Annotated in this window: 27 protein-coding genes and 1 riboswitch; of the genes, 6 read left to right on the forward strand and 21 right to left on the reverse strand. The window is 41.1% G+C overall.

The window, feature by feature from the left end; all coding sequences use genetic code 11:
- Position 1: 1 nt before the first annotated feature.
- The 3 genes from LCD32_RS00505 to LCD32_RS00515 form a co-directional block, all read right to left on the reverse strand.
- On the reverse strand, positions 2-967 hold the full coding sequence (locus LCD32_RS00505; protein ID WP_017360174.1) for a BMP family ABC transporter substrate-binding protein: 966 nt from the start codon (positions 965-967) through the stop codon (positions 2-4).
- A 90-nt stretch (positions 968-1,057) separates the two neighbouring features.
- Complete coding sequence (locus LCD32_RS00510; protein WP_060780962.1) at positions 1,058-1,633, reverse strand: hypothetical protein; 576 nt, start codon at positions 1,631-1,633, stop codon at positions 1,058-1,060.
- A 75-nt stretch (positions 1,634-1,708) separates the two neighbouring features.
- On the reverse strand, positions 1,709-2,449 hold the full coding sequence (locus LCD32_RS00515; protein WP_007499048.1) for a hypothetical protein: 741 nt from the start codon (positions 2,447-2,449) through the stop codon (positions 1,709-1,711).
- 212 nt (positions 2,450-2,661) lie between these two features.
- Here LCD32_RS00515 and LCD32_RS00520 point away from each other — a divergent pair, with 212 nt between their 5' ends.
- The gene (locus LCD32_RS00520) at positions 2,662-2,856 is read left to right on the forward strand and encodes a YjzD family protein (RefSeq protein WP_008348514.1); all 195 of its coding nucleotides are present in this window, start codon (positions 2,662-2,664) and stop codon (positions 2,854-2,856) included.
- 119 nt (positions 2,857-2,975) lie between these two features.
- Here the strand turns inward: LCD32_RS00520 and LCD32_RS00525 are convergent, their stop codons facing one another.
- The 13 genes from LCD32_RS00525 to LCD32_RS00585 form a co-directional block, all read right to left on the reverse strand.
- The gene (locus tag LCD32_RS00525) at positions 2,976-4,241 is read right to left on the reverse strand and encodes an MFS transporter (protein WP_008348516.1); all 1,266 of its coding nucleotides are present in this window, start codon (positions 4,239-4,241) and stop codon (positions 2,976-2,978) included.
- Positions 4,242-4,410: 169 nt separating this feature from the next.
- Positions 4,411-4,590 carry a YjzC family protein gene (locus LCD32_RS00530; RefSeq protein ID WP_008348517.1) on the reverse strand — a complete coding sequence of 60 codons (180 nt, stop codon included), beginning with the start codon at positions 4,588-4,590 and terminating at the stop codon, positions 4,411-4,413.
- A gap of 103 nt (positions 4,591-4,693) precedes the next feature.
- On the reverse strand, positions 4,694-5,644 hold the full coding sequence (gene argF / locus LCD32_RS00535; RefSeq protein ID WP_017360177.1) for an ornithine carbamoyltransferase: 951 nt from the start codon (positions 5,642-5,644) through the stop codon (positions 4,694-4,696).
- Positions 5,641-8,721 (reverse strand): carbamoyl phosphate synthase large subunit, encoded by a 3,081-nt coding sequence (locus LCD32_RS00540; protein WP_060780961.1) that lies wholly within the window; start codon positions 8,719-8,721, stop codon positions 5,641-5,643. Before LCD32_RS00540 ends, argF begins: the two co-directional genes overlap by 4 nt.
- Positions 8,714-9,775 (reverse strand): carbamoyl phosphate synthase small subunit, encoded by a 1,062-nt coding sequence (locus LCD32_RS00545; protein WP_060780960.1) that lies wholly within the window; start codon positions 9,773-9,775, stop codon positions 8,714-8,716. Before LCD32_RS00545 ends, LCD32_RS00540 begins: the two co-directional genes overlap by 8 nt.
- A 69-nt stretch (positions 9,776-9,844) precedes the next feature.
- The gene (locus LCD32_RS00550) at positions 9,845-10,996 is read right to left on the reverse strand and encodes an acetylornithine transaminase (protein ID WP_017360180.1); all 1,152 of its coding nucleotides are present in this window, start codon (positions 10,994-10,996) and stop codon (positions 9,845-9,847) included.
- Complete coding sequence (gene argB / locus LCD32_RS00555) at positions 10,993-11,769, reverse strand: acetylglutamate kinase (protein ID WP_017360181.1); 777 nt, start codon at positions 11,767-11,769, stop codon at positions 10,993-10,995. The genes LCD32_RS00550 and argB overlap by 4 nt, the downstream gene beginning before the upstream one ends.
- 14 nt (positions 11,770-11,783) lie before the next feature.
- Positions 11,784-13,004, reverse strand: coding sequence for a bifunctional ornithine acetyltransferase/N-acetylglutamate synthase (gene argJ, locus LCD32_RS00560; protein WP_035700269.1), 1,221 nt, complete (start codon positions 13,002-13,004; stop codon positions 11,784-11,786).
- A 20-nt stretch (positions 13,005-13,024) separates the two neighbouring features.
- Positions 13,025-14,062 carry an N-acetyl-gamma-glutamyl-phosphate reductase gene (gene argC / locus LCD32_RS00565; RefSeq protein ID WP_057079820.1) on the reverse strand — a complete coding sequence of 346 codons (1,038 nt, stop codon included), beginning with the start codon at positions 14,060-14,062 and terminating at the stop codon, positions 13,025-13,027.
- 138 nt (positions 14,063-14,200) lie between these two features.
- Positions 14,201-14,749 carry an MFS transporter gene (locus tag LCD32_RS00570; protein ID WP_008348533.1) on the reverse strand — a complete coding sequence of 183 codons (549 nt, stop codon included), beginning with the start codon at positions 14,747-14,749 and terminating at the stop codon, positions 14,201-14,203.
- Complete coding sequence (locus tag LCD32_RS00575) at positions 14,746-16,191, reverse strand: FAD-binding oxidoreductase (protein ID WP_057079706.1); 1,446 nt, start codon at positions 16,189-16,191, stop codon at positions 14,746-14,748. The genes LCD32_RS00570 and LCD32_RS00575 overlap by 4 nt, the downstream gene beginning before the upstream one ends.
- 123 nt (positions 16,192-16,314) lie before the next feature.
- Complete coding sequence (locus LCD32_RS00580; RefSeq protein ID WP_003211530.1) at positions 16,315-16,623, reverse strand: metal-sulfur cluster assembly factor; 309 nt, start codon at positions 16,621-16,623, stop codon at positions 16,315-16,317.
- Positions 16,624-16,669: 46 nt separating this feature from the next.
- A complete protein-coding gene (locus LCD32_RS00585; RefSeq protein WP_017360185.1) occupies positions 16,670-17,455 on the reverse strand; it encodes an alpha/beta fold hydrolase in 786 nt (261 codons plus the stop codon).
- A 137-nt stretch (positions 17,456-17,592) separates the two neighbouring features.
- Here LCD32_RS00585 and LCD32_RS00590 point away from each other — a divergent pair, with 137 nt between their 5' ends.
- From LCD32_RS00590 to LCD32_RS00600, 3 genes are all read left to right on the forward strand, one after another.
- Positions 17,593-18,405: a Cof-type HAD-IIB family hydrolase gene (locus LCD32_RS00590; RefSeq protein WP_008348537.1), complete on the forward strand. Its 813-nt coding sequence runs from the start codon at positions 17,593-17,595 to the stop codon at positions 18,403-18,405.
- Positions 18,406-18,493: 88 nt separating this feature from the next.
- The gene (locus LCD32_RS00595) at positions 18,494-18,646 is read left to right on the forward strand and encodes a hypothetical protein (RefSeq protein WP_008348539.1); all 153 of its coding nucleotides are present in this window, start codon (positions 18,494-18,496) and stop codon (positions 18,644-18,646) included.
- Complete coding sequence (locus LCD32_RS00600; protein WP_008348541.1) at positions 18,643-18,834, forward strand: DUF3813 domain-containing protein; 192 nt, start codon at positions 18,643-18,645, stop codon at positions 18,832-18,834. Before LCD32_RS00595 ends, LCD32_RS00600 begins: the two co-directional genes overlap by 4 nt.
- Positions 18,835-18,874: 40 nt before the next feature.
- Here LCD32_RS00600 and LCD32_RS00605 read toward each other — a convergent pair whose 3' ends face one another.
- Together LCD32_RS00605 and LCD32_RS00610 are read right to left on the reverse strand one after the other, a co-directional pair.
- On the reverse strand, positions 18,875-19,330 hold the full coding sequence (locus LCD32_RS00605) for a BsuPI-related putative proteinase inhibitor (RefSeq protein WP_008348542.1): 456 nt from the start codon (positions 19,328-19,330) through the stop codon (positions 18,875-18,877).
- A 14-nt stretch (positions 19,331-19,344) separates the two neighbouring features.
- Entirely contained in the window at positions 19,345-20,187 is an 843-nt protein-coding gene (locus LCD32_RS00610; RefSeq protein ID WP_025207135.1) for a YitT family protein, read from the reverse strand.
- Between the two features lie 141 nt (positions 20,188-20,328).
- Between LCD32_RS00610 and LCD32_RS00615 the strand changes: the two genes are divergently transcribed.
- Positions 20,329-21,186, forward strand: coding sequence for a DegV family protein (locus LCD32_RS00615; RefSeq protein WP_008348544.1), 858 nt, complete (start codon positions 20,329-20,331; stop codon positions 21,184-21,186).
- A gap of 41 nt (positions 21,187-21,227) precedes the next feature.
- Here the strand turns inward: LCD32_RS00615 and LCD32_RS00620 are convergent, their stop codons facing one another.
- The 3 genes from LCD32_RS00620 to LCD32_RS00630 all read right to left on the reverse strand — a co-directional run bounded on the left by LCD32_RS00620 (position 21,228) and on the right by LCD32_RS00630 (position 24,857).
- On the reverse strand, positions 21,228-22,877 hold the full coding sequence (locus LCD32_RS00620; protein WP_060780959.1) for a methyl-accepting chemotaxis protein: 1,650 nt from the start codon (positions 22,875-22,877) through the stop codon (positions 21,228-21,230).
- Positions 22,874-23,851, reverse strand: a complete 978-nt coding sequence (locus tag LCD32_RS00625; protein ID WP_035392456.1) for a BMP family protein — start codon at positions 23,849-23,851, stop codon at positions 22,874-22,876. The genes LCD32_RS00620 and LCD32_RS00625 overlap by 4 nt, the downstream gene beginning before the upstream one ends.
- Positions 23,852-24,008: 157 nt before the next feature.
- Positions 24,009-24,857, reverse strand: a complete 849-nt coding sequence (locus LCD32_RS00630; protein WP_017360190.1) for a S1 RNA-binding domain-containing protein — start codon at positions 24,855-24,857, stop codon at positions 24,009-24,011.
- 226 nt (positions 24,858-25,083) lie between these two features.
- Between LCD32_RS00630 and LCD32_RS00635 the strand changes: the two genes are divergently transcribed.
- The gene (locus LCD32_RS00635; protein ID WP_007499076.1) at positions 25,084-25,575 is read left to right on the forward strand and encodes a YajQ family cyclic di-GMP-binding protein; all 492 of its coding nucleotides are present in this window, start codon (positions 25,084-25,086) and stop codon (positions 25,573-25,575) included.
- An 81-nt stretch (positions 25,576-25,656) separates the two neighbouring features.
- A riboswitch (SAM riboswitch) is annotated at positions 25,657-25,775 on the forward strand.
- The last annotated feature ends 24 nt before the right edge of the window (positions 25,776-25,799 follow it).

Here is a 25,799-nt window from a genome sequence, read left to right on the forward strand (position 1 = left end):
CTCACTTTTCATTTGGCAATTTGCCTGTTTTTTTGTAATTCGCAATATCCTTCTCAATGTCTTTCACAAAAGCGCGGTCTATGGTTGAGCTAAATTTCCCCATTTCGATCACTCCTTCTTTAAAGTCAAAGGAGTACTCACCTTGTTCGTTTAGCTTGCCTTCATTAAACTTCTTCGCAATGATACTGTACGCTTTATCGACATGCTGTACAGTGCTAGTTAACACCGTATGGCTTCCAAGGTTGGATTGATCAGTGACATATCCGATCGCAGATAAATTGTCGGTTTTGATTTGTTCAATGACAGGGATATTATAACCATCACCTGCTGGATACACAACATCTACACCTTGTTTTTTCAATTTTTGATAGAGGTTCACCGCTTTGTCAGCATCATCCCAGTTTTCGACAAATTCCGCTAGGACTTGCACATGTTCGTCCTGATATTTTGCACCTTTGATAAAACCGTCTACTTCACTTTGCCAATCATATGTAGCCAGAATACCAATCTTTTTTGTTTTGGACATATGTGCTGCTGTCATGCCTCCGAAAAAGCCCATTGCTTCTCCTTTAAACGTGACGTTTGTGACATTATCAGCTTGAGGCTTGCCTCCATTGACCGTGATAAATTGTGTTTTCGGATAATCTTCACTGATCAAGTTGAAAATTTCGCTGTATTCATTGCCATGGCCAATAATCAAATTGACTCCTTTTTTATGAAATTCTTCAATGGCATCAACGATTTTCTCCTTGTCGACCATCCCTTCCTTATAATAAACATCTACACCAAATGTTGATTGGATATTTAATAAGCCTTTATAACCTTTCGTTCCCCAAACTTGATCATTAATCGTATCGGGGACGAGTAAACCCACCTTCTCAATATGTCCTTTTAACGGCGCCTGTGAGCAGGCAGATAGCATAAGAAGAAGGAACGAAAAGATCATGACAAGCCGCTGGTACTTCATGCCATGTTCAACTCCCTTTGCAACACGCAGGCATGAACCTGTATGTTAAATATAGGTTTATTTTATACTGAAAAAAGATAAGATGGAAGATCATTCTTGCTTTTTGTCGAAAAATGTTGAGTTTTGTCTTTTCCATTCTGCTATGATTTCTTCTGCTTGTTTGTCACCTGTTTGTCTTTCTACCTTCAATTGATGGATCATTTCCTGCCTTTGATCAGTCCGTGCCCACTTTAAAAGCTCCTTTGCGACATCTTCTACAAAAAATGCGTGATCGTCCTTTATTCGTCTCTCTTCATGGAGTGTCCACGGACCAAACATGCGTGGAAGGATAACAGCCGAAACGCTTTGTTCATGCGAATGACTTTCGGGTTCTTCGTAAAACAAGCGGTATATGCCATGCTTCGCTTCGAGGTCTGTCTCTCTGTTCATTGAATCATCTGATTGAAAAAAGATCAGGTCATATGCCTCTTTCCTAACTTGACCATCAATAACGCGGACAAGATCATTGCGGCCGAGCCACATCATCCGCTCTTCTAATAACATTTTTTGCTCCTCTGACTGCTCCTTAGGATATGTGATATCCACTTGTATGCCCTCTTTCATCATATATTCACAAAGTGTCAGTCCAAAAAATTCATCTGCACCTATGATCAGTCCTGTTTCCATGTTCATGTCCCCTTTTTTAGCATATCGAATAAAAAGAAGAGCCCTTTCCATGAAGGGCTGTTATCATCCTATTCATTACAATTCTCTTTCATGCGATTTATAAAACTTGTGAATGGACTGAAAGATTCTTCTTGGATGATCAAACATATGCAAGGTAAGGTCCATCTGACAATGGTCTGGATTCATCATATGCTGATCAATAAAAGGCTTTGCGTGTAGTTCATAGGCATACGGTGCGCCGTTTAGTCTCTGCCATATATGAATCGGTACATGAGCTGAATGAACGGGGCAAGAAGGAAGTGGATACGTTTCCGCTTCCTTTGCAGAGCACCCATAGCTCTGTGCGAGTTCTTTCATGAACTGTTTGTAGAAAAATTTGTGTTCCTTTTCTCTTTCTCTTTGTGCTTGCAGGTGTAAACATGGATTCATCATGGCTATAGACCTTAGCACTTCTGGCATTTCTTCGGCAAGACTCATGGCGACAAGTGCTCCCATTCCCTCTGCCAGCACATGAATTTCCCGGTTTAATATTTCTTGTTTTAATGTGTGATGAACAAGCTGTTTCGCACTAAAAACAGCATCTTCACATCCCCAGTGATTCCCATGAAGATGACTATTAAACAATGTATATCCTTCATCCTTTAAAGCAGTTAAAAGCTGGTTTCTTCCGTAATGCTGAAGCCAGAATGATGTATTTTCCTGCACAAAGTGATTTCGGTCACCGAGGATTAGAATGCCAAAGCCATTTGGTTTTTGAGGAAGGTGAATGACGTTCCACTGGGAACCAAGCTGGAAAAAACGTTCGCTTACACCCATATGGCCAGCCTCCTTTCAGTGATTCTGCTTTCTATGATATGAACAACAACTCTTGTAGGAATAAGGAAATCCCCTAAAGACAGAAGAATTCTTTTTATTTTTATAGTAGAAGGTCTCAAAATGGTCACATAAAGGCGGAAAACAGTCTTTTCTCTGAACTCGTATCTATGGTATGATAGTCAATAGATTGTTACATAAAGGACGGTGGAATAATGCATTACATTATCACCCTCATTTGGACTTTTCTGCTGACACATATGGCTGGTTACATCGTTGCATCTATGAATGGAGCTGCTTATGATTTTACGTTAACTTCCATTCTTGCCATAGTGTTTACGGTTATTTTATTCATCTTTGCTGAAGTAAGTCCAATGAAAGAAACAGAAAGTTCAACAGAACATTCTTAATATTGCTGGAAAAGAGCTAATGATTTGAGGTTAGCTCTTTTTCTTTTTTTCAGAATGATGACCAGAAGTTGAGAGCGCACGCTAAAACCCCCTGCCGTCAATTACAGGGGGTTTTTGAGTTACACCTCAACCGTTTCGGACTTCTGTTTGTCTGCTGACAAATGGCTTTTCGCAAGCCCTGTGAACAGGAAGATCGCAATGCCCGATAAAATTTCAAGCACACCACCCCCCGCAATGACAGGTCCTGCTCCAAAGCGTTCTGCCAGGACGCCCGATATGACGGCTGCAAGCGGGAGAAAGACATTTGATGACGCATTGATCACGGCATATACTTGCGGCTGATCTTCTTGGTCAACAGACGTTTGAATAATGACCATCTCTGGAACATTGATCGCACTGACGGCTGCACCAAAAATAAAGGAAGCTAGAAGAACGACTGGAAGCCATGTACTCATTCCAGTGATAAAGAATGCAGCTCCTTCAATCATGCCTGCGACAATAAAGAACAAGCCAAACCTTTTGATTTTCACCTTCGCCAGTGCAAAGCCCATCATAAACGCACCGACTGCGGCGACACCTCTTAAAATGGAATACACCATTGAATCACTTTGCAGCGCTTCTGCTACATATACAGCGGATAATGCCTGCCACGGAGCTGCGGCGACATTCATTAAAATACAATAAAGGGTCAGTGCAAATAAAATATGATGATTTTTAACGACTAGAAAGCCTCTTTTTAAGTTATACAGATATGTATTCTTTGCTTGTTTAATGCCTGCTGCTTTTTCTTCGTCAGACTTCTTCAGTTTAACGCCAATAATAAACATGCCCGATATGATGAATAAAGCAGTGGTGATTAGGAGCGTATCTGCAGGGCCAATTAATTTGACCAAAAGACCAGCGACCATCACCGCAGCAAGTGCGACAATTTCAAAAGATGATTGCAGGATCGCATTTGCTTTTTGAATGAGATGCTTTGGAACAATCTGCGGCAGGATGGCCACAGAAGCCGGGTTATATGCTGCACCTGTTGCCGATTGAATAACCATTAATGAGATCAATAACCATAGAGGCAATATGTGCGAAAAATGCAGTAGTGGAATAATGAGTACAATGGTTGCTCGAATGACATCTGAAGCAAACATCCATTTAGATAAATGATGTCTTTTCATAAGAGGTCCTAGTATTGGGGCCAACAATGATGAAGGAAGAACTGTCACTGCTAGAAGAAGTCCGGTACCGAGCGCTCCATCCCCTCTTAAAATCAATAACCAAAGAACGGATGTAAAAGCAAAACTTTCTCCTGTATTTTTTATGAGTCTTGATATGAACAATGAGGTGAAGCGTTTATTCCAAACACTTTCACTGAGATTCATCTTTTCCATCACACAAATCCTTTCAACCTTATACTATTCTTACATATTTTACCTTAATCTTTCTTTTTTTCATACTATTTATTTGAAAATTGGAACTTAATTGTTTTTTATTATAAAGAAAAAAGAGGCATGACACATGCCTCTAAAGACTTATTCATATGGACTCTTAGTCAATTGCTTACGGCTTTCTTTGGTAAGTCCAAACGCGGTTATGGTTCGAGTTATCTGGAAAGACGTCTCCTGCTTTAAGCTTTATCTTTAAAGGATCTTTCACCATACTACCGGTCTCACCGATTTCGATATAAACACCATTATTAGGTGCCTTATTACCAGATTTAAACTGATGCTGTTGACCCATTTCCATCCTCCTTTCTCGATTGATGTTATTATGTCCCGTCCATTGTCTCTCCAATCCAACATGTAAAAAGTCCCTGCTCAGTCGAGACAGGGACACTTGTGATTTATTTAGGTTGTTGATACATGAGCTCTTTGATTAACGCTTTTTGCACATGCAGGCGATTTTCTGCTTGCTGGAATACTTTAGAGTGTGGTCCATCAATGATATCAGCCGTCACTTCTTCTCCGCGGTGTGCCGGCAAACAATGAAGGAAGATATAATCTGCTGCTGCATGTTGCATGAGTTCCTCATTGACTTGATATTCTTTAAATTCAGCTAGACGTTTCTCTGTTTCAGCTTCCTGTCCCATGCTTGTAAATACGTCTGAATAAATGACATCTGCATCCTGAACAGCAGCTACTGGATCTGTTGTGACGATGACTTCTGCGCCTGATTGTTTTGCAAACGCCTGGGCAGTCTCTGTCACCTCTTGAAGAGGTTCATAGCCTTTTGGTGATGCAACGGCAATGTCACAGCCTAACTGCGCGCAGCCGACCATTAAGGAATGAGCCACATTATTCCCATCACCGATGTACGCCACTTTCACACCTTTTAGTGTGCCTTTTGCTTCTTTAATCGTCAGTAAATCAGCCAGTGCCTGACATGGATGAGAGTAGTCCGTTAGTCCGTTGATCACTGGAATAGAGGCGTATTTTGCAAGTTCTTCTACCTTCTCATGTTCAAAGGTTCGAATCATAATGCCATCTACATACCCAGACAGCACCTGCGCTGTATCACCAATCGTTTCTCCTCTGCCAATTTGCAGATCATTTGAGCTGAGGAAGAGCGCATGTCCGCCTAGCTGCGTCATGCCCGCTTCAAACGAGACACGGGTTCTAGTTGAAGATTTTTCAAAGATCATCGCTAATGTTTTTCCTTTGAATAAATCTTGATATGGATGTTGTTTCATTTCTTCTGCTTTTTCAATTAAGTACGCAATGTCATTGATCGAAAAGTCTTTTAACGATAAAAAGTCTTTTCCGTATAATGCCGGTTGCACGTCGACTTGGCTCATGCCGTCACTTCCTTTTTATATAATTCGTGGAGAGATACTGGTGATACATCACCATCTTTTCCTTGCAGGAACGCTTGCGCTGTTTCATATTCGGTTAGAACTTGAACACCATGTGTGAGTGCTTTTACACGCTGTTCTTTTGCCTCTTCATCATCACCTAAATGAATGTGAAGCGATTTATCGTCTTGTTGCAGCCACGATTCAAAGCTGCCAGTCCAGACGTCAAAGCCTGCTCGTTTTGCTTCATCTACGAATAATTCACTGCCTTGTATAAAGAGGCTTCCTTTCTGTTTCCAGATCGGTGCAAACACTTTTTTCAAGGCGCTTTCGACGTTCTTTCCTACACACATTCCTTCACCCGTCGCCTTCATTTCAGGTGTGAGCTTTAAATCGATATCTTGAATGGCGTGTGAGGAGAAGACTGGGAATTTAACAGCTGTGCCCCCCTTATTCTTCGTTGCCGGTTTCAATTCTTCAAGCGTTGCACCAGCTAACAGCTGAGTCGCCATTGGGATCATGTCAACACCCATGACTTTACTTACAACTGGAACAGTCCGGCTTGCCCGAGGATTCACCTCTAATACGAGCGCCTGGTTCCCTTTTATCACAAATTGAATATTCATAATGCCTTTAAAAGCTAATTTCTTTGCGATTTGTTCAGAAGCGTTATACACCTGCTCTTTGATGTCTTCACTAATAGAGACACTTGGTAAGATGGCAAAGCTGTCACCTGAGTGTACGCCCGCTTTTTCAATATGCTCAACGATTGTTGGAATGAATGTCGTTTGTCCGTCTGAAATGAGATCCACTTCCACTTCTTTTCCAGTGACATACTCATCAATTAAGATCGGATAAGGTAAATGATCTGGCTGATCAAGTATTGCTACCAATTGAGCTTCTGTATGGACAACGATCATGCCCATTCCCCCAATGACATATGATGGACGAATAAGAACAGGGTACCCGATGCTTGCAGCATGCTCCAGTGCTTCTTCTTTTGAATGTGCTGTATCTCCTTTTGCATGAGGAAGGTTCAGTTCATTAAGAAGCTGATAGAATAAATCGCGATCTTCTAATGCATCTAGTGTGTCAAAGGACGTGCCTAACAAGGTAACGCCGGCTTTTTCTAATCCTTCCGCCACATTGATTGCTGTCTGCCCGCCAAATTGAACGATGACAAAATCAATTTGCTCCGCTTCAACTACGTTTAAAATATGTTCTAACGTGATCGGCTCAAAGTATAAACGATCTGCAATCTCATAATCGGTACTAACCGTTTCTGGATTATTGTTCATCATGATGGTTTCAAATCCAAGCTTTTGTAAAGTAAGAACGCCGTGAACGGCACTATAATCAAACTCGACCCCTTGCCCAATTCGAATCGGACCAGATCCAATGATGAGTGCACGCTGCTTTGTTTTCTCTTGATGCTCTCCATCACTTTTGCCAAAGTACGTAGAATAGAAGTAATTCGTTTTTGCATCGAATTCAGCCGCACATGTATCGACAATTTTAAATGAAGCGGCAATGCCATACTCTTGGCGAAGCTGTCTGATATCTTGTTCACTGCGATCCGTCAGAGAAGCGATTGTTTCATCAAGGAAACCTTTTTCTTTCACCTTTCTTAAAGTGTCTTTGGATAGCGTCCCCTGATGATTCTTCAATTCTTGTTCGAGTGTGATCATATTCTTGAAGACATGTAAGAAAAACAGATCAATCTTCGTCGTTTCATGAATCGTTTCAACGGTTTCTTGTCTGGAAAGCAGCTCCATGACAGCAAAGAAACGGCGATCGTCCGGTGTTTTGATTAATTCAAATAACTGTTCAGTCGAATGTTCTTTCAGTTCAGGCAAGTGGAAGCCCTTTGTTTTGATTTCAAGTGATGCGACGGCTTTTTGAATGGCAGATTCTAAATTACGGTCAATCGCCATGACTTCACCAGTCGCCTTCATTTTTGTGCCTAATTTCCGGTCTGCCTGTTTAAATTTATCGAACGGCCAGCGCGGGAATTTCACCACGACATAATCGAGTGCCGGCTCAAAGCTAGCATACGTTGTTCCTGTAAGCGGATTTTTCAATTCATCTAGTGTATAACCGACCGCAAGTTTTGCCGCCATTTTGGCAATCGGATAGCCTGTTGCTTTCGATGCAAGAGCAGAAGACCGGCTGACCCGAGGGTTGACCTCAATGACAAAATATTCTTTGCTAAGTGGATCAAGAGCGAACTGGATATTACAGCCGCCAACGACATCAAGCGCTGAAATGATTTTTAAGCTCGCTGAACGGAGCATTTGATAATCCTGATCCGTTAATGTCTGTGACGGTGCAACGACAATCGAGTCACCTGTATGCACACCAACTGGATCGATATTTTCCATGTTACATACAGTGATACACGTATTTTGACGATCTCTCATAACCTCATACTCGACTTCTTTAAAGCCAGCAATGCTTTTTTCAACTAAGCACTGATGAATCGGACTCGCTAGAAGAGCACCTTCAATCAGCGGTTTAAAAGCCTCTTCAGTTAAAGCGATGCCTCCCCCTTTACCACCAAGTGTGTAGGCTGGTCGAAGAATGACGGGAAAGCCCACTTCTTTTGCAAATTGAAGGGCGTCTTTCGCATTATCCACAATTTCACTTTCTGGTACAGGTTCATTCAAATGCTTCATGAGAGCACGGAATTTCTCACGATCTTCACCGTTTTCAATTGTTTCAACTGACGTTCCGAGCAGTTTTACCCCATGCTTTTTCAGCACACCGGCTTTTTCCAGCTCGACAGCAAGGTTTAAAGCCGTCTGTCCGCCAAGATTGGCTAAAAGACCATCTGGTTTCTCTTTTTCAATGATTCTTGTCACTGAATCAACTGAAAGCGGTTCAAAATAAATTTCATCAGCAAATGACTCGTCTGTCATAATGGTTGCTGGGTTGTTATTCACTAAGATGACGTTGTAGCCTTCTTCTTTTAAGGCCATACAACCTTGGGTTCCTGAGTAATCAAATTCTGCTGCCTGACCAATGATGATTGGACCAGACCCGATGACTAGAATGGTTTGTATGCTTTGATCTTTAGGCATGTGCGACTTCTCTCCTTGCTTGTTTCACTTTCTCAATAAAATCATCGAATACCCATTCACTTTCTGCAGGGCCTGGATGTGCTTCTGGATGAAATTGAACGGACATAATCAGCTTCTCTTTATGAATGAATCCTTCAACAGATCCGTCATTCACGTGGAGGAATTTGACGTCCACTTCTTTGTCATTCATGCTTTTTTCATTGACCACATAGCTATGATTTTGGCTTGTCATAAAGACACGTTTTGATTCTGTATCTTGTACAGGATGATTCGCCCCGCGGTGGCCAAAAGGAAGCTTATACGTATCCCCGCCAAGCGCAAGAGCAATTAATTGATGACCTAAGCAAATGCCTAGTGTCGGGAAGGTCATCATGATGTCATGAATGGTTTTTAAATATGGCTTCATTGTTTTTGGATCTCCAGGTCCATTTGACAAAAGGATCGCATCTGGCTTGATATCAAATACCTTTTCCATTTGTTTGTACGGAATCACTGTGACTTTACAGCCGCGCGCTTCGAGTGAGTCCGCAATAGATTTTTTAAAGCCAAAATCAATGAGCGCTACATGTTCCTCGCCGCTTCCTTGTGTGTATACTTCATCTTCTGTGACCTGCTCAATCACATTGTCTTGCTTCATTGCAGGAGGCGTTTCATTTTCGTCTAAACTAAGCACTGCATTCATCGTTCCATTTGCTCGAATGTTCTGCACGACTGCACGAGTATCTGTATGTGTAAGAAGCGGAATGTTCCACTTCTGTAAATAATCTTTTAAGCTTACGGCTGCAAGGTGATGAGAAAAATGGTCAGCTGCCTCATAGACAACGACCGCTTTCACTTGTGGTTTTTTGCTCTCAAAGTCTTCATGATTGATGCCGTAATTTCCGATGAGCGGATATGTGAAGACAATGATTTGTCCTTTATAAGAAGGATCTGTGAGCACCTCCTGATAACCTGTCATCCCTGTAAAAAAGACCACTTCACCTGTTATGCCAGCTTCTCCTGTCAGATCTCCTTCAAAAGAGGCTCCATCTTCTAAATTTAAATAACCTTTCATGCTTGTGTCACCCCGTATTGAATAATTAATAATATAAATGCATGTTTATACGTTTCGATGCAAAAAAATTTAGACCGTTACTGTTTCATTTGCTAACACTTGAATGACCGCTTCTATTGCTTGATCCAATTCAACTTTTTTGACATTCAGTGGAGGTAATAAACGAATGACATTCGGACCAGCTGGAAGCACCAGCAAACCTTGCTCTCGAAGAGCTGTGATGTAATCACCTACTGGCTGGTGACACTCAATCCCTGCCATTAATCCTTTGCCCCGTACTTCTTTCACGATATTCAGCTGTTTGACTTCTTGCAGTCTCTTTAAGAGATACGCACCCTTTTCTTTCACTTCTGAAAGAAAGTCTTCTTTGAATATCACATCAAGAGTTGCGTTCACAGCTGACATAGCGAGCATGTTGCCACCAAATGTTGTGCCATGAGAGCCTGGAGAAAATGCATCCCCTAAAGCTTTTTTCCCTATCACTGCACCGACTGGAAACCCATTTCCTAAACCTTTTGCGGCTGAAATAATATCAGGATCAAGTCCCGATTGCTCATAGGCAAATGCTGTCCCTGTTCGCCCAATACCCGTTTGGATTTCATCTACAATCAGCAGCGCTTGATGTTTTTTGCAAAACGTTTGAACGGCTTCTAGAAATTCAGCTGTAGCTGGATTCACTCCACCTTCACCTTGCACCACTTCCAGCATGACAGCTGCGACATCATCGATTTCACACGCTGTAATCGCTTCAGGGTCATTAAACGGTACATAATGAAAGCCTTCCAGCATCGGTCCAAAACCAGTTTTGATTTTATCTTGACCTGTGGCAGCCATACCAGCATACGTGCGCCCATGGAAAGAGTGCAAAAACGTCACAATATTTGTTTTACCTGTTGCTTTTCGGGCCAATTTGATAGCCCCTTCATTCGCTTCAGCCCCGCTGTTGCAGAAAAATACGAGATCTCCTGAACTGTTTGCTGCCAGCTTTTCCGCTGCTTTTTCTTGCAGTCCATTTTCAAATAGATTTGATACGTGCCAGACCTCGTCAAGCTGCTTCTTGATGGCTTGATTGACCTTTGGATGATTGTGACCTAAATTCGTGACCGCAATGCCTTGTATAAAGTCTAAATATTTTTTCCCAGTTGTATCAACTGCCCAAGAACCTTCTGCCTCTTTAATTTCAACATTCCACCGTCCGTATGTTTGAAAAAGATGACTCACAGGACCGCCTCCTTTTGTTTTACAATTCGAGTTCCTTTAAAGGTATCTCCTGTAAAAATACTGCCTTTTCCATTCACAATCATGACTTCATCCACATCTCCTGATAAAGCACTGAGCGCGGATTGTACTTTTGGAATCATTCCCCCGGAAATAATGCCTTCATCGATGAGCTTGAGAGCTTCTTGTTCGGTGACAACGTCTAACAGCTCTCCATTTTTTAAAATTCCTTCCACATCTGTGACAAACATGAGCTTATCAGCTTTCATAGCTCCTGCGACTGCTGATGCTGCAAGATCAGCATTTACATTTAACGTTTGGCATTCTTCGGTCATAGATAGCGGCGCAATGACGGGAATGAATTGTTTCTCCATTAGTGCTTCTGCCATCTCTGGATTGACTTCTTTGATTTCGCCAACGTACCCATATACATCTTGATCGAGAAAATCGGCGACAAGCATCTGTCCATCTTTACCAGATACACCGACAGATGATATATCATGCTTTGCCAGTTCTGAAACAAAGTATTTATTCACCGTTCCTGAAAGGACCATTTCGGCTACCTCTAACACCGGCTTTGTTGTTTTGCGCTGTCCATCTACAAATTCCGTTTTCACTTCTAATTTTTGCAGCATGCTCGTGATTTCAGGGCCCCCGCCATGTACGATAGCCAGTTTAAATCCAGCAGCTTGAAGTGAGCGGACATTTTCATAAAAGGTATCGGAAAGTTCTCGAATGACACTGCCTCCACACTTGAACACGATCGTTTTATCCATGTCTATCTCCTTCATTATGTGCGATAGCTCGCGTTAATTTTCACATAATCATAGGTAAGGTCACAGCCCCATGCTGCCGCTTCACCATTTCCTTCATTCATTTGAATGAAAATCGTAATCTCATCCTGCTCTAGATACGCTTTTGCTTCCTCTTCTGAGAAAGACTGAGGTTCATTATGTTTAAACAGACATTGCCCGCCTAAGTAAACTTCAACCTCATCTGGCGTGACAGAAGCTGCGCTATGACCGATTGCTCCGACAATCCGGCCCCAGTTGGCGTCCGTACCGTATACGGCTGTTTTCACAAGACTTGAACCTACGATTTTTTTGGCAATAATACCAGCTTCTAAGTTGTTTTTTGCACCAACAACTTTCGCTTCGATTAATTTAGTTGCGCCTTCTCCGTCTCTTGCAATCTCTTTTGCTAGATCTTCGCAGGCTAGTTTTAATCCTTCTTTAAACAATGGCCATTCTGGATGTTCTTCATTCAGTGCCTGGTTTTCTGCCATTCCATTTGCCATCACAAGCACCATATCGTTAGTTGATGTTTCTCCATCGACGGTAATTTGATTAAACGTCACATCTGTGATGTCACGAAGAGCATTTTGCAAAGCTTCTTGTTCGACATTTGCATCGGTTGTGACAAACCCGAGCATTGTGGCCATGTTCGGATGAATCATACCAGAGCCTTTTGCTGCACCAGAAATGAGAATCTCTTTCCCGTCTATCGTCAAGGAGTATGTCGTATTTTTAATGACTGTATCTGTTGTTAAAATCGCTTCTTCAAAGTGGCCATTTCCTGCTTTTGCTTCTTTTAGCTGAGCGATGCCTGTTTTGATTTTATCCATATCCAGACACTCTCCAATGACACCAGTAGAAGAAACAGCAATGTAATCAGGCTCTGTCCCTAACATGTCTGCACAGGCTGCCTGCATGTCGTATGCATCTTTTAATCCCTGCTCACCTGTACATGCGTTGGCGATGGCACTATTGACAATGACACCTTTTAGTTTGCCCGTCTTTTTCAAGCTTTTTTGTGTGACTTGAAGAGGCGCAGCTTGAAAGTGACTTTGAGTGTATACCGCTGCACTCGCTGCTGGTACTTCACTGATGATCAAGCCAAGGTCTTTTTTTGAATAGCGTAATCCTATATGAATCCCCTTTGCTTCAAAACCTTTTGGTGATGATACGTCCCCGTCTATTTTGACAATACTTTTTTCATTCAATTCGATCATGTTTGTTGTCTCCCCTGTTCTTATGGATAGAGAGGTGTCATTGTGAGGCCCGCCTCTTCATGAAAGCCTTTGATGATGTTGAAGTTTTGAACCGCTTGGCCGGCTGCACCTTTCATGAGATTATCTATGACAGATACAATCGTCAGTCTACCTGTTCGCTCATCTAAATGAAAACCAATGTCACAGAAGTTACTGCCGTATACTTCTTTTGTTTGTGGATATATCCCATGATCTCTCACTCTTACAAAATAGGAATCTTCATAAAAATTCTTCATCCGTTTCATTAATTCTTCTTTTGTGACATCTGATTTCAATTGTGTATACATCGTCGCCATAATCCCTCTTGTCATCGGGACAAGGTGTGTTGAAAATGTGATGTTCGCCGTTTGCGGGTTCCATTCTCTAAGTACTTGTTCTATTTCAGGTGTGTGCTGATGTTCATTCACCTTATAAATTTTAAAGTTATCGTTCAGCTCTGAAAAATGTGTGCCAAGTGAGGCTGATCGCCCTGCACCGGACACCCCGGTTTTTGCATCTATAATGATCATAGATTCATCGATTAAATTCTGTTTCATCAGCGGTGCTAAACCTAGAAGAACTGCAGTAGGAAAGCAGCCTGGGTTTGCAATGACTTCCGCTTGCTTAATGGTTTCACGATTCAATTCAGATAATCCGTATACAGCTTGTTGAACCGATGCTTCATCCGCTGCCCTTCGTTTATACCACGCTTCATAAACAGTTCCATCTTGAATGCGCAAGTCACCTGATAAATCAATAATTGGCACCCCTTGATTCATGAGCTTCGGTGTGAGTTCACTTGAAACGCCTGCTGGTGTCGCTAGAAACACAGCATCTGTTTCTTGCACAATGGTAGCCGGATCAATGGCTTTTAATGTTTGGTCAGTAATCGTTGTCAGATGCGGATAAGATTGACTGTATAATTGCCCATCACCACTTGATGAATACAATATACATTCCTCCACATGTGGATGCTGCTTAAAGATACGAACTAATTCCGCACCACCGTACCCTGTAGCACCTATAATACCTATTTTCAACGTCAATACACCCTCTTGATCTTTGTGAAATTATTTAACATTATAACATGTATAAAAATTAATTCAATTGTATATTTAATATTTGTTTTCATTTTTTTTCATAAAAAAATCCACATATCTTCGTGAGACATGCGGATTTTATCTATTGTTCTTCATATTGAGGACCAGAAGCGCACTGCATAAATATAATAGGGAACTTGCATAAAAAATCAAATGAATGGTGAAGAAATCAGCAAACAGGCCGCCAAGCATAATGGCGATAGATGAAAAAAGCGCTGTCCAAAAATGATAGTGCCCAACTTCTTTCATTCGCTTCTTCTCATTTGTGAGTTCGGTGACGAGCAGTTTCTCTCCGTGCTTCTGAACACCACCTAGCACACCTAAGGCAAGCTGAATCATATAAACTTGCTCTACTTCTGTGATATGTGGAAAAAGGAGAAGAAGAAACGCCATACCAAACGAATGAATGATTAAAAAGAGACGCCTGTCGGTCGTTTCAGGAAGTTTTCCTAATAATAAATGAATGAACGCACCGCTCAAACCAAACAGACCATAAGCAAGACCAAATTGAGAATAGCTCGACCCAACATTTTTAATAAAAAGAATATAAAAAGGGAAAATGAGACTACTGGCGAAAAACAGTAGACTTTGTGAATAGACGAACCATTTCATTGCTTTAGCATTCATTGTGTATTGTACCTTTCATAAAAGTAGTTGATAAATCTGCCATCTGGATCTGCTTGCTTTTTCTTTTGAAAGAATAGATCGGTTTTTGGATACGCTTGTTTCATTTGTGCTTTCGTTTGATAAGGCATGTATGGTAAGTAATAGCTTCCATGGTGCCGTAAGGTGATATCTGTCATTTGCCGGATGACCCGCTCTGCTTCTGCCTTCTCTTCTTTCTCAAAACCATAATTCACTAACAAAACAAGTGCAAACATATCTTCTTTCGCATATGAGAGATCCGCTTTTTCATTTTTTTGTACGTAACGGATCGTGATGTTCATTAAATTCAATTCTTCCTGTTGTAAAAAGCTTCTCATGTCATCGATATACGCACGAAAACGATCAACTGGAACAAAGTATTCTTGAAGCACATCGGTATCTGACTCATTTTCATATTCTAAAAAAGCAGAATCAGACCGCATCACGTTATTTCTTGTGATCAGCTGGTCATTTTGACTTTGAAAATACTTCTTTTGCAAGTTCCATAGCAAATCTTTCCCCATATCAAATCTTCTCGAAAGGCCGAGCATAAATTTTAAAGGGATGACGAGCTGATCTTCTTTGAGCTCGCGGTATGAATCGATCTGTTGATCAGAAGTAAGTGAATAATTCGTCACATACATCTCTTTCAAAAAATTTGTTTTCGCTGTAGAGATTCTTGCGAGATGCATGCGCACTTCTTTATTGTTCTTTACATGCTTTTGAAAATAATCAGTGTATTCATCGTAGTGTAGAGAGGTTGTCTCCATTTTATATAATTCATCCTTTGTTAAGGAAAGCTCAACATCTAAAATGACACCGAATAAGCCGTATCCTCCAATCACGGCAGTAAATAAATCATCGCTAGGCTTTACTGTGATGATCTCTCCATCTGCTTTTAACAGTGTGAAAGAGCGCACAGTGTCAATAAGTGAGCCGTAGCGAATGTCACGTCCATGTGCATTTGCACTTAACGAGCCACCAATCGTAAAGATGTTTTGAGATTGCATCACCTTTACTGCAAGACCATATGGGTTCACATATTTTTGAATATCATCCCATGTGGCGCCGCTCTGGACCCGAATGGTCTTCTTATTTTCATTAAATGATACGATTCGGCGAAATTTCGTCATGTCTAGTACAATGCCATTTTCATAATACGTGTGGCCGCCCATACTATGCTGCTTTCCGGCGATTGAAATGGGCAGATTCTTCTCTTTTGCTTCTTCTAATACTTCTTTTAAAGATTCTATTTCTTTTCCTTGCACGACTTTTTTTATTTTGACCGGCATGAGGTGACTCACATCTGTAAACGCCTCAAGTCCTTGTCTTTTGTGTGCTTGATCTTCACGTATAGAGACTGATGCAAAAAAGGCAGCACCATATCCCATCAAAAGGACGATCCATATCCACTTTCGCTTCATTATAGGTACTCCGTTCTATAAAATTACATCCATTATATCATTCCATACTCCTCCTTCACCTTAATTTTTCATAAAAAAAACCTAGCATGAGTTCAACTCATACCAGGCATTTTTCGTATTTACTTATTGAATACCAAGCGCAATTTTTGCGTACCTTGACATTTTGTCACGTGTCCAAGGTGGATTCCATACGATGTGAACTTCTGTTTCTTTCACTTCAGGCAAGTCGCTCAATGCTTTTTTGACTTCATCGACGATAACTGGTGCAAGAGGACAGCCCATTGATGTTAAAGTCATTGTGATATCCGCTTTTCCATTCTCATCAAGATCGACATCATAGACAAGTCCAAGGTTGACGATGTCTACGTTTAACTCAGGGTCAATCACCTGTTCTAGGGCGCCTAAAATATTTTCTTTCAATGCTTCATCCATGATATCCACTCCTTTTTCAACTAGTATAACGTACTTTTCCTTTTGGCTAAACGTTTGTGCTTTTCAGGTGTGTCACAAACCAATCAATCGTTTCAAACATCGCTTGTCTTGAGACCTTATGGCCAGCCTGTCCATCTGTAATAAAACGAATCAGGTGCGGATCTTCTTTATATTGGGTTTCTGCTAACTCGTCATAAAGAGCTTTTGCATGTCTGTAAGGGACAACTGGATCGTTTTCTGCATGCCAGAATAACAGCGGTCTTTTGTTTAATCGATCTGTTTGCAGCGTTAAATCATAAGGACGCAGAGCGTCTAATTGCTGATTGACTTCTTCGTCCGTGATATCTTTCATCAACCCTTTGTGACGCATGTCCATGATTTGTGCTTGTAGGAATGTCGTATATTTCGGACTGCCCATCAAGCTGACTGCCGCTTTAATCCAATCATGTTTTGCGAGTGCACCAAAGGTCGTGATTCCTCCCATAGATGTACCCGCAACACCTATTAGATCGGCTTCAATCAATTGTTTTTCTTGAAAATGTGTCTTAAGTATATCGATTTCACGGATTTCGTTCAGGACGATTTCCCAAAACTTTGATGCCAGTTCCTCTAAGCTGAGGTTTTCTGATCTTACACCATGATAAGCACAGTCAGGCAAAATGACTCTCATGCCTTTTTCCGCCAAATGAAAGGCGAAGTGTAAGTTGTGCTCGCGTGCACTTGTAAATCCATGTATAAAAAATACAAGTGGCAGTGGTTTGTCTTTATTTTCAGCTTTTACGATATGTAAAAATGGAATATCGTGCGTCATTTGCTCATCAATGGTGATCACAGCCTATGAATCCTCCTTTATCATTCCCGTCTTTGTTTATTTTAACATGTAGACAACGAAGATGTGATAAAGATACACTATAGGTGGAGGCACCCGCACCAGCTGCCTCCTATTACTTACAGATCAAAGGAGATTTTATGGAGACTAAACCTTATCTAATCGCACTTGACCTGGATGGCACGTTATTAAAAGACGATAAAACGATTTCAGCACACACACTTGATGTCATTCAAAAAGTGAAAGACAGCGGGCATCATGTCTGTATTTCAACTGGCCGGCCATTTCGTTCCAGCTCTCCTTATTATCAGCAATTGCAGCTCGATTCACCGATTGTGAACTTTAATGGAGCGTTTGTCCATCATCCTCTTGATGAAAAATGGGGCAGATTTCACACATCACTTGATCTTCAAGTCGTGAAACAGCTTGTGGATATTAGTGAGGAATATAAAGTACACAATGTGTTAGCTGAAGTGCTAGACGATTTGTATTTCCATTATCATGATGAAAAGCTCATTGATATATTTAATATGAATGCAAACAAAGTGACCGTTGGAGACCTTCGGAACAATCTTGGAGAGAATGTCACAAGCGTCTTAATTCACGCAAAAGAAGAAGACGTCGGAGCGATTCGGAGCTATTTGACAGATGTTCATGCAGAAGTGATTGACCACAGACGCTGGGCTGCTCCGTGGCACGTCATTGAAATCATTAAAACAGGTATGAACAAAGCCGTTGGACTGCAAAAGATCAGTGATTATTACGGTGTACCTCAGGAGCGGATTGTGGCATTCGGAGATGAAGACAATGATTTAGAGATGCTTGAATTTGCTGGATGCGGGGTTGCCATGGGCAACGGAATTGATGCAGTGAAACGCGTCTCTAATGAAGTGACAGATACGAACGAACAAGATGGGATTGCAAAATTCCTAACGAATTACTTCTCGCTTTAATTTTTCCATTCATACATAGCAGGTCGAAGCGGGCATACTACCGTTAGACAGGTTGTCCTGTCAGCTTGTGTAAAGGGGCGGATTCCGAATGGGTAAAAGAAGCAAATCGAAACGCTTTATACAACAAGGTAAAGATTCAGTCAGTCTGCATGACGCACGTTTTCCGTATCGTTCCACACTTGAAGAAGCTGCGGAGGACAGGGGAAATATGAAGACTGATGCTTCTGGAGGTTCATTGTGAGAAACGAACTTTTTGATCAAGCCAAATCATTTACTGAAGAAGCCCTTACTTCTTCATTTCCATCTGGTTTAGAGCGTCAACAAGCAGTTCAGCGAGCTAAAAACGCCGTATCATCTGCATTTGCTAATTCGACAGATGCAGAAAGAAACCAGCTGCATACGTTCCAAGACCTGCTTGATGATCTTTAACGAAAAAAGCTGTCCGCTTTGTGGACAGCTTTTCTTATGCTTATTTCACTTGGAACGTTTTCTTCTCAGTGATTTGCTTTAGCCCTTCTGCTTTTCCTTTAAATGTGACGACCGCTTCATACGTTCCCGGCTCCACACCGTTTGACCACGTATCTTGGAAGTCATATGTTTCATCTGCTTTCAGCACAAAGGATTGGATGGCTTGTGTGAACATACGGTCTTTCGAGTAACGGTATTTTTCATTTCCGTCTTCATCGTACACACTCAATTCGAATTTTTGGCTTGTGTTAAACGTGAATTCAATATCTCGATCTGATTCATTTTTGAGTGACATATGAAATTGAACTGAAGAACCTTTTTGGACGGGGTCTACTGTGAGTACAACGGTTTTTTCTCCCATTTGACCGGATACCTCCTTGTCTGGTTCATCCTTTTTTTGTTGTCCACAAGCTGTTAAAACCAATAGAACGAGAAAAAGCACTAACCCTTTTTTCATCTTCTACCCACCTTTTAATCTCGTCTGAAAAATCCAAGAATATTGGTTGTTTGAACAATATTTGTAAAGGCTTTTGGATCGACTTCCTTTATAATTTGTTCAAGTTCATACAGCTCATACCTTGTAATGACAATGACCATCATTTCTTTTTGTTCATTGGTAAATGCCCCTTTTGCCGGAACAGTCGTAATCCCTCTGACCATTTTTCCATAAATGGCTTCTTTGATTTCATCTGCTTTCTTTGTCACAATCATGGCAGTCAGCTTTTCATGTCTCGTATGGATGGCATCAATTACCCTAGTCGTCACATATAATGTGACAAGGGTATATAAAGCTTTCTCCCAACCTTGTAACAATCCTGCTGTAAAAATGATAATTCCGTTTAAAATGAAGAAATACGTGCCCACTGGTTTGTCTTTCCATTTCGCTAAAATCATCGCAATAATGTCAAGGCCGCCTGTAGATGCCCCATATTTCAGTGTAATCCCAATGCCAAGTGCAGAAATGACTCCGCCAAATACAGCATTTAATAAAATATCTTCAGAAACACTTGTCTCTGGTAAAATGCCGAGGAAAATCGTTGTCAGTGCCACACTAATAATGCTATACAAAGTAAAGGAACGACCAACCTTCATCCAGCCTAAAATGCCGACCGGAATGTTTAAAATAAATAATAGGATTCCTGTTGATAAATAAAACGGTGCATATTGATCGATTAAACTGGATAACAGCTGGGCTACCCCCGTAAAACCACTTGCATATACGTCAGCAGGGATTAAAAATAAATTCAGCCCAATCGCATTGAGTAAGGCACCAATGACGACGACGATGAGTTTTTTTGCTTCTCCAATGAACATGTTGTCATTCCTCCACTTACCATTCTCTCTATGGTTTTCCCTAAAATTTAGAATTTGAACACGAAAAGATGATTTTCTATGATATAGTTAGGCTAAAAAGATGTAAAATATGGTTGATTTTTTTAGAAAGAAGGGATTTTGATGACCGTTCATATCATAGCAGACAGTGCTGCTGATCTGCCTCTTTCTTATTATGATGAACAAAACATGACACTCATTCCGCTGCGTGTGTTACTCGGCGAGCAGGAATTTGAGGATTTGATTACCATTGAACCAAAACAAGTATTTGATGCGATGAGACAAGGTGCAAGTCCAAAAACATCACAAGCTTCACCGAACCGGATAAAGGAAGCCTTTGTTTCTGCAGCACAAACCCATACATCGGCTATTTATGTTGCCTTTTCATCAGAGCTTTCAGGTACATACCAAACCGCTGTGATGATGGCAAACGAAGTGAAGGAAGAATACCCTGATTTCGATTTACGGATCATTGATTCTAAATGTGCTTCACTTGGTTATGGACTAGCTGTCAAACACGCTCAATCACTTGCCATTGACGGAAATACAATACAAGAAATTGAAACGTCTGTAAAGCATTTTTGTGAATCTTTACAACATATTTTTACTGTAGACGATTTATCGTATTTAGCAAGAGGCGGAAGAATCAGTAAAGCGTCCGCATTTGTTGGCGGGTTGTTAAGTATTAAACCCATTTTACACGTTGAGGATGGAAAACTGATACCCCTTGAAAAAATTCGTGGCCGGAAAAAATTGTTGAAACGCATTATCGAGCTAATGAAAGAACGCGGATCTGACTGGTCCAGCCAAACTGTTGGCATTAGTCATGGAGATGACCCTGCACTTGCAGAAGAAATGAGACAATTAATCGAAGCCGAATTTCATCCAAAAGAAATCGACATCCAGGTCATCGGCGCAGCTGTCGGGTCCCACTCAGGCCCTAGCACACTTGCCATCTTCTTTACAGGCAGTCCATCATAAAAAGCACCCTTCCCTGAAACATCACGGGAAGGGTGCTTTTCTTATGATAACTTAAATCGGTGAACGGTTTCGTTTAACCTTGCCGTCATACTCATCAGTTCTTCTACTTGTTTGTTCATTTGATGGAAAGATTGCAGTTGTTCGTTTGCCGAGGCAGAAATTTCTTCGCTGCCCGCTGCCGTTTCTTCTACAACGGCACTAATATTTTCAATCGAGTGCAGCACTTGTCCGCCAAGCTCTGTTGATTGAATAATTTGGTCATTTAAGACCGCCATTTCTTGCTTAATATGTTGTGCTTTTGTTTCTATATCTTCAAAGGAGTGTGAGGTTTTGTCCATTGCATCTTGCTGCTGAAGTGATAGCTTGACCCCTTCTTGTACAGTTTGGCTAATGGATTGAATGCCTTTTTCAATATGACTCACCATGTCAAAAATTTGTCTTGTTGCACGAGACGATTCATCTGCCAGCTTACGAATTTCGTCCGCTACGACGGCAAACCCTTTGCCAGCTTCTCCTGCTCTTGCCGCTTCAATCGCCGCATTGAGCGAGAGGAGGTTTGTCTGGTCCGCAATATCAGAAACCGTTTTGGCCATTGCGGAGATTCCGCTTGCGTACTGAGTGAATTCTCCTGCAGACTCTTCAATTTGTCTCGTCGCACGTGTATTTTTTTCAATGGCTGCTTTTGTTTCTGTTAACGTGTGCTTTCCGCTTTCTACCGCTTCAATGGCATCCTCTGTACTACGAATGACTGTATGTGATCTTTCGGAATTCTTACGGCCATGTGAATCCATTTTCTCAATCAAACTAACGCCATGCTGAAGGTCTTCTGAAATCGCTTGTGAACCATTTGCCATTTCGTCTGTCGATACAGACACTTGATTGGCTGATTCCATAAGCTTTTTGTTTTCATCATCTAACTGAATCGAAAATGATTCTACTTGGCTTGAGACATGGCTGATTTCTTGAATCAAGCTAATCAGCTGATCCGTCATTTGATTGAACGACTCATTTAATCCGCCGATTTCATCTTTACGCTTGATGTTCATCCGCTCTACAGCGAGGTTTCCTTCGGCAATCTGTTTTGCCCGGTAAGAAAGGGATTTGATTGGTGTCACAATGGATCTCGTTAAACCAATATTTAAAAAGACGGCGATGACAATCAGCGTGAGGGCTGCGACAGATGCGCTTGTAATGATCCATTGCACATTATCTGCCGCCTCCTCTAAATGGTATTCATACGCTTCTTGTGCTCTTTTATTCATCGTATGCACGTCGTTTAAAACACCGTCAATTCTGGCAGCCACTCGTCTGGCATCAGAGGCATTTTTTTCACCAATGGCATTGTTTGCTTCTTGCGTCCATGTGTCAAACTTTGAATTTAACCGTGTTAGGGCTTCTTTGTTCATATTTCCTGCGTTTTTGTTTAACGTTTGCAGCTGTTTTTTCGCTGTCGATATATCGTTTTGAACGACCTCTAGCTGTTCATCTGAAAGGGTCATGGAATAATTGGTCATGGCTTGTTCGACACTTTCAAAGCTGGCCTTCGTTTTTTGTACATTCAGTAAGGTTTGAACTTCTGTTTCGCTTGATGACTGAATCTTTGTCATGCTCACAATAATAAAGGCAATTACGCCAACCGCTAAAAGAAGTGAAATGAGTGAGTTGAGCAAAATTTTGATGCGTAAGCTCATGATGCTGCCCCCTCTTCTTTCAGAAGTGTTTGCTTCAGTCCATTTAATTTTTTGGTCAATTTCTCAGCATCTTTGAGCACCCGGATTCTTGCCATATCGATTCCGTCATTACTTAAGTCATAAACGATATGTCCACTTTTGATTTTGCTGCTTTTGACGAGCTGTTCGCTGAATTGATAGACGACTTCATCTACTTTTTTGACCATAGACGAAATAACGGCTTTTTCAGCTGTATAATACTGATCGCTGTCCACGCCGATTGCATATTTGCCTTGCGTTTGCGCTTCTTTTAATACACCAACACCCGTATAACCGGCTGCGGCATATAAAACATCTGCTTTCTTTTTGATCATGTCTTTCGCTATTTTACTGCCTTTGCCTGCATCACTAAATGTGCCAGCATACGTGGATACGACCTTGATTTTCGGATTCACTAATTTTGCGCCTTTTTGATAGCCTTGTTCAAATCGATGGATCACCTCTGCATCGACTCCGCCCACAAAACCAATGACATCACTTTTTGTTGTCATGGCAGCAAGTGCTCCCGCTAAATAGCTGCCCTGCTCTTCTTTAAAAGTCACTGATGTGACATTTTTCAATTCAGACACAGCATCAATGAGTAAAAATTGCTTTTTCGGATATTTTTTCGCTACCTTTTCTAAGTCTTCTTGCATACTGAAACCTACACCGATGATCAGGTCATTTCCATCTTTCACAAGCTCGGTCAGCCCTTTTTCATATGTATCGGTTTCTGCAATTTCTCTATAATCGAATTCAATGCCAAGCTCATCACGTGCTTTTTCTAATCCCTTAAATGATGAATCGTTAAATGATTGATCACCAAGACCATCATCCGTCAGCATGACACCAATATGCTTCGTATTTGATACCGGTGGTCCTCCCTGCTGATTGCTGCATGAGGCGAGTACCATGATCATAGCTGCCATCAGAAGTAATGAAATCTTCACTTTCATCCAAAAACACACTCCTTTTATCATCCTTACCCCTTATTTATCGGATTTGAGAGTCATTGTTTCAATGATAAAGTGAAGGATTTTCAGCTTTTTTCATGACTTTTTTCACTGAAAAAAACCATTATTTATGACAAAAATAAAAAAAGCGAGCAAATGCTCACTTTTTCTCGTATGTCCATCCTTCTTTTTGGTAAACAAGATCATTTTTCATCAGATGACCTAATGCTCGTTTGAAGGCTGCTTTGCTCATTTGAAATCTTTCCCGGATATCTTCTGGATCACTTTTATCCCCGTAAGGCATTGCACCGTTTCTCGTTCTCATGTAAGTTAAGATTTCTTCTGCATCGACAGATAATGCATCCTGCTTTCTCGGAAGCAGAGAAACGTTTACAGTTCCGTCCTCTTTCACTGCAATGACGCGTCCTGTCACGGTCGATCCCAATCTAGGCTCTTCCTTTCGTTCCGTGCGGTGGATAAATCCACGCACGCCTGTATCTGTCAGCATAAAAGAACCTGTCGCAATTAAGCGATAGATTGTTCCAGTAATTTCTTTGTTCATTAACGTTTCTGGCGCTTCAGTAAATAATTCACTGATCACATCTTCAGTGGCTGGTTTTGCGAACATTCTCCCGTAACTTGTCACTTTGAGCATACAGTATAGTTTGTCGCCTTTTTTCGGCCACGCTTCCTCAAAAGGCGGGAGGTGTTCAGTTGCAACAAGTGCATCCTTTGACAAACCTATATCGACAAAAGCACCCATATCTTCTACAACGTCTACAACTTCTACCCAGTCGTATGTATGTGCATTGATTTTAGGAATTTTCATCGTCGCTGCCAGTCTTTCTTCATGATCTACATATAAGTAGACCTCTACTTCATCACGATCTCCAATATCCTCTGTCATCTCACTGCGATGTAGGAGAACAGAATCTTCGCCATCTGTTAAAAAGTAGCCGTATTCCATCTCGTTATCTATTTGCAAGGTCAGTTGCTCACCTGGTCTCATGTTCTCTTCCTTCCTATCTGCCCTTAAAAGAGCGTTCGTTCATCTTTTGATTCACTTTATTCTACTATACTTCTGTCATCATGAACATCTCTAGTTCTGTTAGCTAAAGTGGACAAACTGTACTTGAATTATACCGCATACATCTGAACTCTCTTCGATAAAGTTTCTTCTTCCCCTATGGGCATGATAAAATAGACGCAATATCTATAGTTGGAGGTCATATGTGATGGCAAAAGAAAGTTCATTTGATATTGTATCGAAGGTGGAGCTGCCAGAGGTGCAAAACGCCATTCAAGCAGCACTGAAAGAAATTAAAAACCGTTATGATTTTAAAGGAAGTAAAAGTGATATTTCACTAGAAAAAGAAGAACTCGTTCTCATTTCTGATGATGACTTCAAGCTGGAGCAGCTAAAGGATGTCCTTGTGACAAAACTGATTAAACGAAACGTACCGACTAAAAACATTGACTACGGAAAAACAGAACATGCCCTAGGTGGAACCGTTCGCCAGCGTGCAAAGCTGATTAGCGGGATTGATAAGGACAATGCCAAAAAGATCAATGCCTTGATCAAACAATCTGGTATAAAAGTAAAGTCGCAATTTCAAGATGACCAAGTGCGTGTGACAGGAAAAAATAAAGATGATTTACAAGAAGTGATTGCGCTTATGCGCAAGGCAGATTTACCGATTGACGTCCAATTTATAAATTTTCGATAAATTTCAAATTTTCCATTGATTATTTCCGATTTTTTCGATACAGTTGATGGAAGTTCAATTCATTGACATGTTCATATCGCTTTCTTATCAAGAGAGGCAGAGGGACTGGCCCTGTGAAGCCTCAGCAACCGGTGTAGTAGAAATCTATTTTCTATGACCAAGGTGCTAAATCCAGCAAGCAACTGCTTGGAAGATAAGAAGAAGAATTTCCATACAGCCAAAAA

Origin of the sequence: Bacillus sp. RSS_NA_20 (genome assembly GCF_020165915.1) — a bacterium.
In the GTDB taxonomy this organism is placed as follows: domain Bacteria; phylum Bacillota; class Bacilli; order Bacillales; family Bacillaceae; genus Bacillus; species Bacillus altitudinis.

Excerpts from the sequence above, each read along its gene's own strand:
- LCD32_RS00610 (WP_025207135.1), bottom strand. The coding sequence starts at position 20,187 with ATGTTCATTGGAGAAGCAAAAAAACTCATCGTCGTCGTCATTGGTGCC.
- LCD32_RS00620 (WP_060780959.1), bottom strand. The coding sequence starts at position 22,877 with ATGAGCTTACGCATCAAAATTTTGCTCAACTCACTCATTTCACTTCTT.
- argF (WP_017360177.1), bottom strand. The coding sequence starts at position 5,644 with ATGAGCCAAGTCGACGTGCAACCGGCATTATACGGAAAAGACTTTTTA.
- LCD32_RS00545 (WP_060780960.1), bottom strand. The coding sequence starts at position 9,775 with ATGAAAGGTTATTTAAATTTAGAAGATGGAGCCTCTTTTGAAGGAGAT.
- LCD32_RS00630 (WP_017360190.1), bottom strand. The coding sequence starts at position 24,857 with ATGAGACCAGGTGAGCAACTGACCTTGCAAATAGATAACGAGATGGAA.
- LCD32_RS00525 (WP_008348516.1), bottom strand. The coding sequence starts at position 4,241 with ATGGAAAAGATGAATCTCAGTGAAAGTGTTTGGAATAAACGCTTCACC.
- LCD32_RS00540 (WP_060780961.1), bottom strand. The coding sequence starts at position 8,721 with ATGCCTAAAGATCAAAGCATACAAACCATTCTAGTCATCGGGTCTGGT.
- LCD32_RS00570 (WP_008348533.1), bottom strand. The coding sequence starts at position 14,749 with ATGAATGCTAAAGCAATGAAATGGTTCGTCTATTCACAAAGTCTACTG.
- LCD32_RS00615 (WP_008348544.1), top strand. The coding sequence starts at position 20,329 with ATGACCGTTCATATCATAGCAGACAGTGCTGCTGATCTGCCTCTTTCT.
- LCD32_RS00515 (WP_007499048.1), bottom strand. The coding sequence starts at position 2,449 with ATGGGTGTAAGCGAACGTTTTTTCCAGCTTGGTTCCCAGTGGAACGTC.
- argB (WP_017360181.1), bottom strand. The coding sequence starts at position 11,769 with ATGGATAAAACGATCGTGTTCAAGTGTGGAGGCAGTGTCATTCGAGAA.
- LCD32_RS00590 (WP_008348537.1), top strand. The coding sequence starts at position 17,593 with ATGGAGACTAAACCTTATCTAATCGCACTTGACCTGGATGGCACGTTA.
- LCD32_RS00530 (WP_008348517.1), bottom strand. The coding sequence starts at position 4,590 with ATGGGTCAACAGCATCAGTTTAAATCTGGTAATAAGGCACCTAATAAT.
- LCD32_RS00625 (WP_035392456.1), bottom strand. The coding sequence starts at position 23,851 with ATGAAAGTGAAGATTTCATTACTTCTGATGGCAGCTATGATCATGGTA.
- LCD32_RS00635 (WP_007499076.1), top strand. The coding sequence starts at position 25,084 with ATGGCAAAAGAAAGTTCATTTGATATTGTATCGAAGGTGGAGCTGCCA.
- LCD32_RS00520 (WP_008348514.1), top strand. The coding sequence starts at position 2,662 with ATGCATTACATTATCACCCTCATTTGGACTTTTCTGCTGACACATATG.
- LCD32_RS00505 (WP_017360174.1), bottom strand. The coding sequence starts at position 967 with ATGAAGTACCAGCGGCTTGTCATGATCTTTTCGTTCCTTCTTCTTATG.
- LCD32_RS00595 (WP_008348539.1), top strand. The coding sequence starts at position 18,494 with ATGGGTAAAAGAAGCAAATCGAAACGCTTTATACAACAAGGTAAAGAT.
- LCD32_RS00580 (WP_003211530.1), bottom strand. The coding sequence starts at position 16,623 with ATGGATGAAGCATTGAAAGAAAATATTTTAGGCGCCCTAGAACAGGTG.
- argJ (WP_035700269.1), bottom strand. The coding sequence starts at position 13,004 with ATGATCGAATTGAATGAAAAAAGTATTGTCAAAATAGACGGGGACGTA.
- LCD32_RS00510 (WP_060780962.1), bottom strand. The coding sequence starts at position 1,633 with ATGGAAACAGGACTGATCATAGGTGCAGATGAATTTTTTGGACTGACA.
- LCD32_RS00605 (WP_008348542.1), bottom strand. The coding sequence starts at position 19,330 with ATGAAAAAAGGGTTAGTGCTTTTTCTCGTTCTATTGGTTTTAACAGCT.
- LCD32_RS00575 (WP_057079706.1), bottom strand. The coding sequence starts at position 16,191 with ATGAAGCGAAAGTGGATATGGATCGTCCTTTTGATGGGATATGGTGCT.